Source organism: Neobacillus drentensis, from assembly GCF_036962765.1.
In the GTDB taxonomy this organism is placed as follows: Bacteria; Bacillota; Bacilli; order Bacillales; family Cytobacillaceae; genus Neobacillus; species Neobacillus drentensis_C.
Map to the genome: position 1 here is coordinate 669 of NZ_JBALOS010000311.1, position 1,028 is coordinate 1,696.

A 1,028-nucleotide genomic window follows, 5' to 3' on the forward strand; every position below is an offset into this window, starting at 1 on the left:
CAGAGTCCATAATGCACCAATCAACTTCCCCATTTGTCCCTTCAATAAAACCATCTAAAGTAACGGCTAAATCTAAAATTATTTTTCTTGGTCTTACGTTATTGGACATAATTCTACCTCCTTTTAATCATTTAGATATTGTTTCTACCGCCAACGTTTTTTATATTATCATTATAAACATCATTTATTTCTGAATAAAGTTACTAAGAATAGTAATATTAAAAAAGAGCTGCCGAAACAGCTCAGTGATCTAAAAATTAATTTATTTTTTCAAAACTGGAATCCAAATTTCGCTTTTTACTGAGGGTGAAGTTAAATCTTTACTTTTAATCGACAAGATTTCGGGTCCTTCTGTTACTTGATAGTTGGAAGATGGAAACCACTCCGAATAAATCCTTCCCCAAGTTTCCTGTAGCGTACCAGGAAAAGGTCCCTTTGATTCGAATATCGCCCATGTTAAGGTAGGAACTTCAAGTTTTGAAAAGTTTTCAGAGCATTCTTGTGTGGTTGCCACTCCTATATACTGATCAAGCTCTCCTTTTTCTTCCATGCGTCCTTCAGAAAAGTTTGTAGATGCTTGAATCATCCCTTTAGGTTCAACATTAAAGAGTTTTTTTAATTGATCTATTTTTTCCATAGTCAAAGAGTTCCACATCGCTGTAATTTCCGGGTTTTCTCCTTCAAAAATAATTGGAACTCTTTTCATGATACCAACTATGTTAAATGCCTCTTTTTGTTCAATTCGATAATTCATTTCATTTCCTCCTCTAATTGATAATTGAAAGGTCATTAGTGGATAGGTTTTTAATTGCTGTCCATTGTTTCTTGCTTCTGACGGTGTTACACCATGTAAATTTTGAAAAGCTCTAGTAAAAGAGTCCGGTGAACTGTATCCGTATTTCATCGCAACATCAATTATTTTTATGTTACTATTATTAAACTCAAATGCTGCTAAACTAAGTCGTCTTCGGCGAATGTATTCTGATAACGTAATTCCTGCAAGGAAAGAAAACATTCTTTTAAAATGA

1 protein-coding gene and 1 pseudogene are annotated in these 1,028 nt (G+C 33.5%); both read right to left on the reverse strand.

The features are described 5' to 3' along the window. Positions 1 to 109: pseudogene (locus tag V7137_RS27860) on the reverse strand (dihydrofolate reductase family protein); the annotation flags it as partial. Positions 110 to 262: 153 nt separating this feature from the next. Then, a partial coding sequence (locus tag V7137_RS27865; protein WP_335701068.1) for an AraC family transcriptional regulator occupies positions 263 to 1,028 on the reverse strand: 766 nt, incomplete at its 5' end.